The 4163-nt window shown below is 48.1% G+C and carries 3 protein-coding genes; all 3 read left to right on the plus strand.

The features are described 5' to 3' along the window. The first annotated feature begins 329 nt into the window (after window positions 1-329). Window positions 330-1625 (plus strand): NAD(P)/FAD-dependent oxidoreductase, encoded by a 1296-nt coding sequence (locus tag RMO52_RS18550; protein WP_310417200.1) that lies wholly within the window; start codon window positions 330-332, stop codon window positions 1623-1625. 283 nt (window positions 1626-1908) lie between these two features. After that, window positions 1909-2856, plus strand: coding sequence for a class A beta-lactamase (gene bla / locus RMO52_RS18555; protein ID WP_310417206.1), 948 nt, complete (start codon window positions 1909-1911; stop codon window positions 2854-2856). Between the two features lie 378 nt (window positions 2857-3234). Further along, window positions 3235-4163, plus strand: a 929-nt coding sequence (locus RMO52_RS18560) for a TRAP transporter large permease subunit (RefSeq protein ID WP_396135047.1), incomplete at its 3' end; no start/stop codon positions are given.

Below are 4163 nucleotides of genomic sequence, written 5' to 3' on the forward strand. Positions count from 1 at the left end.
GATCGCAGTTATCAGCATCGCGCTCAAGATTTACAAAGGATAATTAGTGAATACGATGCACCATCGATCGCGGCAACACTACTAGAACAGTTAGCTAAATCCTATCCAGGCATCAGCCGAATGAAATAGAGTATTTCAAAAGGTTGACTTATCACTAATATCGATCGATTCTCGTCCGCGTCGTTGGCGTACTTCGGCTACGTATCGCCAAGGGCGAGGCTTCGCCAACAGTACAAGTAGCCGCGCTCGCAGTAAGTAATCGATTCAGCGACAATCCTGACCACCGAACAGCTAGAAAAATGTGATCTTTGAGCAAGTTAGGAGCAAGTATGATTAAAAAAGTGGCAATCGTCGGTGCTGGAGCTAGCGGTGTACTGCTGGCTCACTATCTGTTGCGTCGAGACGATCGATATCAAGTCGATCTCTACGACCGCCTCAGCGATCCGCGCATTATCGAGTTTTCCAATGCCAGAACCTTCCCCATTTCTTTAACCGAACGCGGGATGAAGGCACTGGGTCGGATTGCGGGACTGGAAACAGCAGTTAGAGCGATCGGTTTGGAAATGAGCGGCACCATTTTTCATCAACCCAACGGCAAAACACGAGTGAAATCCCGACAGAAGCCACTGGTAACACTCGATCGTACCAATTTGGTCATTACATTGTTGAACGAGTTGACCGAACAGTACGATAACAGCCGACTCAACCTGCATTTCGATCGGGTCTGCACCGCAGTGGATTTTGCCGCCAAGACGATTACTTTTCAAAGCACAGCTCCAACATCCGAGCCTACAGACACCGATCTGACTGTGGACTACGATTTATTAATTGGTGCAGACGGCGCACGTTCGGTAGTGAGATCTTATTTTCTCAACACCGAACTGTTTGAGTTCGAGCAAAAATACGTCTCGACCGACTATAAATCGATTATTTTGCCTCGCCCAGATCGAGCGTTAGACTTCAATCTCGAATCAGGCAAAATTCATTCTTGGCGTAGCGATGATGGCACGTTTGTAGTGCTACTCCATCAACCTGACGGCAGCATGAGCGGTGTGATTTTATTCCCTCGACTCAACCAGGAGGTTGCCAACCTTTCGACCCCAGAACAAGTCCAACAATTTTTCCACAAGCGTTTCCCAGAGGTAGGTCAAATGATGCCTGCTTCCGAAGCAGAGGCATTTCTGGTGCGATCGCCATCTCGGATTTTAACCATTCGCTGTAATCGCTACCATCACGGAGATAGCGTACTGATTATTGGCGATGCCGCTCATTCGGTGTCACCCTCGATCGGTCAAGGTTGCAACGCTGCACTAGAAGACGTGGCGATTCTAGACGAGTTGTTAGATGAGTATGCTGACAATTGGGCAGAGGCGATCGCCCAGTTTACGCTTCGTCGCCAAGCGGATGCTCATGCTTTAGTAGAATTAGGCGACTACTCCTTTCCCTCCTCCTCTGGATTATTCATTGAATTTGTGCTCAGAGAACAACTCGCAACAACGCTACATCAACTGTTTCCAGATCGCTGTTCGCCGTCATTATCGGAACTAGTATTTGAAAGTTCGGTTCCCTATTCAGAGATTTTGGATGCTTATCAGGGGTGGATCTCAAAAGTGAAAAAGCGATAGCGAAGCGCTGCCTTGGCAGGTCGCCCAAATTGAGTTTTATGGAAAAACAATTTTAGGAGCAGGCTACAGGAAAATCGATGTGTTAAGTCCCACGATCGATCGGTTAGAATATGAAAATTAGAGTGTTGGTTATTGACTAATGCTTCACATAATTCAATTCGATGACTCTACCAAATTAAGGATGAGAACGAATCGAGTAATTCGTTTTATAAGTATCCCTATAACTTTTTTGATTGGATTGCCCCAATGAATATTTGCGATTAAAGTTTATCTGATACTCGTGATGCTTAAAAAAGCTTGGCTTTGCACATTTTGCTTGTTTTTACTGACTGTTGGTTGCACCAGTACTAACTCCACCAATAGCAGGCAAGATTCCCCAAATAACCCCAACGAGATTACAACATCTAATACCGATCGCCGCAACAAATTACGCGGTCGAATCGAACAAATTTCTAAGACTGCTCAAGGTCGTATGGGGGTTACAGCTACAGTGCTAGAAACTGGAGAGTCAGTCTCCCTGAATGGAAATCAGCGATTCCCGATGCAAAGCGTTTACAAATTCCCAATCGCGATGGCTGTGCTGGATCGAGTAGATCGAGGTAAACTCAAGCTAGACCAAAAGATTCGGATCGAGGCAAGCGATGTCGTTCGGGGCAGTCAGATTTTAGACCAGAAAGCGATCGGAGTGGAACTAACTCTAACTGAACTATTGAAGTATATGGTTTCTAGTAGTGATAATACGGCTTGCGATGTGCTGTTACGACTCGTTGGTGAGCCAAAGATTGTTACTCAATATTTGCGTGGTCTTGGCGTAAAGGACATTGTTGTTGCCAATACGGAGCAGGAGCTAAGGAAAAACCCCGCCGTGCAGTATCGTAACGATGCAACACCTGATGCTGCTGTCGGGCTATTACGCACCTTTCACGAGGGCAAAGGGCTGTCAACGTCTAGTCAAGCATTACTGCGACGATTGATGACAGAGACGACTACTGGCAAACAGCGCATTAGAGGATTGTTGCCGAAGGGGACGGTTGTGGCGCACAAAACAGGAACTTCGGCGACAGTCAAGGGTGTGACGGCGGCAACCAATGATGTGGGAATCGTAACGCTGCCGAACGGGCAAAATTTAGCGATCGCCGTCTTTGTCTCAGATTCCCCGGCGGATGCGGCGATCCGCGAGCGATCGATTGCCCAGGTGACACGCACTGTATGGGATGAATGGAGCAAATAGGTGCAGATTGTTTACTTTGGTTAGCCAAGAAGTGGGATGCAGTTTTGCCGTCGAATTTGCTTGGGACGGAATTCGGTGCTGGCAGTGTTGTAGGCAAAGGCATCCAGGAGAGCGATTATTTTCGGGGGAGCTAGACAAGCTAATTGAGCTTGCTGTAGGGAAAATTTGCGACAAACCAAATAAAGCTAAATCTTCCTGCATTATTAATTGTCATCTCCGCTAAAAATAATCGCTCTCGTAATCCTCGCCCAACTAATCACTATCGACGAGCGCGAGGGGATAAGTTGGGGGCGACCGAATTATGACACAATAAACTCGACCGATGGTGCTGGCGATCGACATGCGATCGGAAAAAATATGGGTTTTGAGTTGATAGAAATCGATACTGAATGGCTGGCAATAGCCATGTTTGCGGGCTTTTTTGCGATCTTGATGACTGGTTATCCCGTATCATTTTCCTTTGCTGGTACCGCGATCGTGTTTGGGATAATTGGCTATCTAATGGATGCCTTCGATCCCAGCCGTTTGTTATTGCTGCCGAATAATTGGTTCGGTACGATGTCTAACTTTACGCTCTTAGCCATTCCCTTTTTTGTTTTCCTGGGTTCCGTCTTAGAAAAATCGGGCATCGCCGAAGAATTGTTAGAAACGATCGGGATTGTATTAGGCCCCGTGCGCGGGGGATTGGCTTTAGCCGTAGTCCTGGTGGGCACCCTGTTAGCCGCAACGACAGGGGTGGTAGCAGCAACCGTAATTATTATGGGCACGCTCTCCCTGCCCGTGATGCTGCGGTATGGTTATGACAAACAATTAGCCGCTGGAGTCATCGTCGCTTCGGGCACCCTCGCCCAGTTGATCCCCCCCAGCCTGGTGTTATTGGTATTGAGCGATCAGTTGGGCGTGTCCGTGGGCGATTTGTTCTTGGGGGCGTTAATTCCTGGGTTGATGTTGTCGGCTTCCTATGCCGCCTACGTACTGATCCTCGCCTATTTCAAACCCGACCTCGCGCCTGCCCTACCTTTATCCGTCCGACAGATTAAGGGCAAAGCGTTGGTCAAAAAGTGCCTCAAAGCAGTTTTACCACCCTTGCTGCTGATTTTCGCCGTCTTGGGGAGCATTTTCTTTGGCCTTGCCACACCGACTGAAGCAGGGGCGGTGGGAGCCGTCGGAGCTTGTGGCTTGGCAGCTCTCAATCGCAAACTCAATTGGCAGTTGATTACCACGGCAGCTCACTCGACGGCGGTGGTATCGACGGTAGTGGTGATGATTTTGTTTTGCTCGTCGTTTTTTAGCCTAGTTTTTGATGC

The organism is Chamaesiphon sp. OTE_8_metabat_110 (assembly GCF_031382685.1).
GTDB lineage: Bacteria > Cyanobacteriota > Cyanobacteriia > Cyanobacteriales > Chamaesiphonaceae > Chamaesiphon.

Excerpts from the sequence above, each read along its gene's own strand:
- RMO52_RS18550 (WP_310417200.1), top strand. The coding sequence starts at position 330 with ATGATTAAAAAAGTGGCAATCGTCGGTGCTGGAGCTAGCGGTGTACTG.
- bla (WP_310417206.1), top strand. The coding sequence starts at position 1,909 with ATGCTTAAAAAAGCTTGGCTTTGCACATTTTGCTTGTTTTTACTGACT.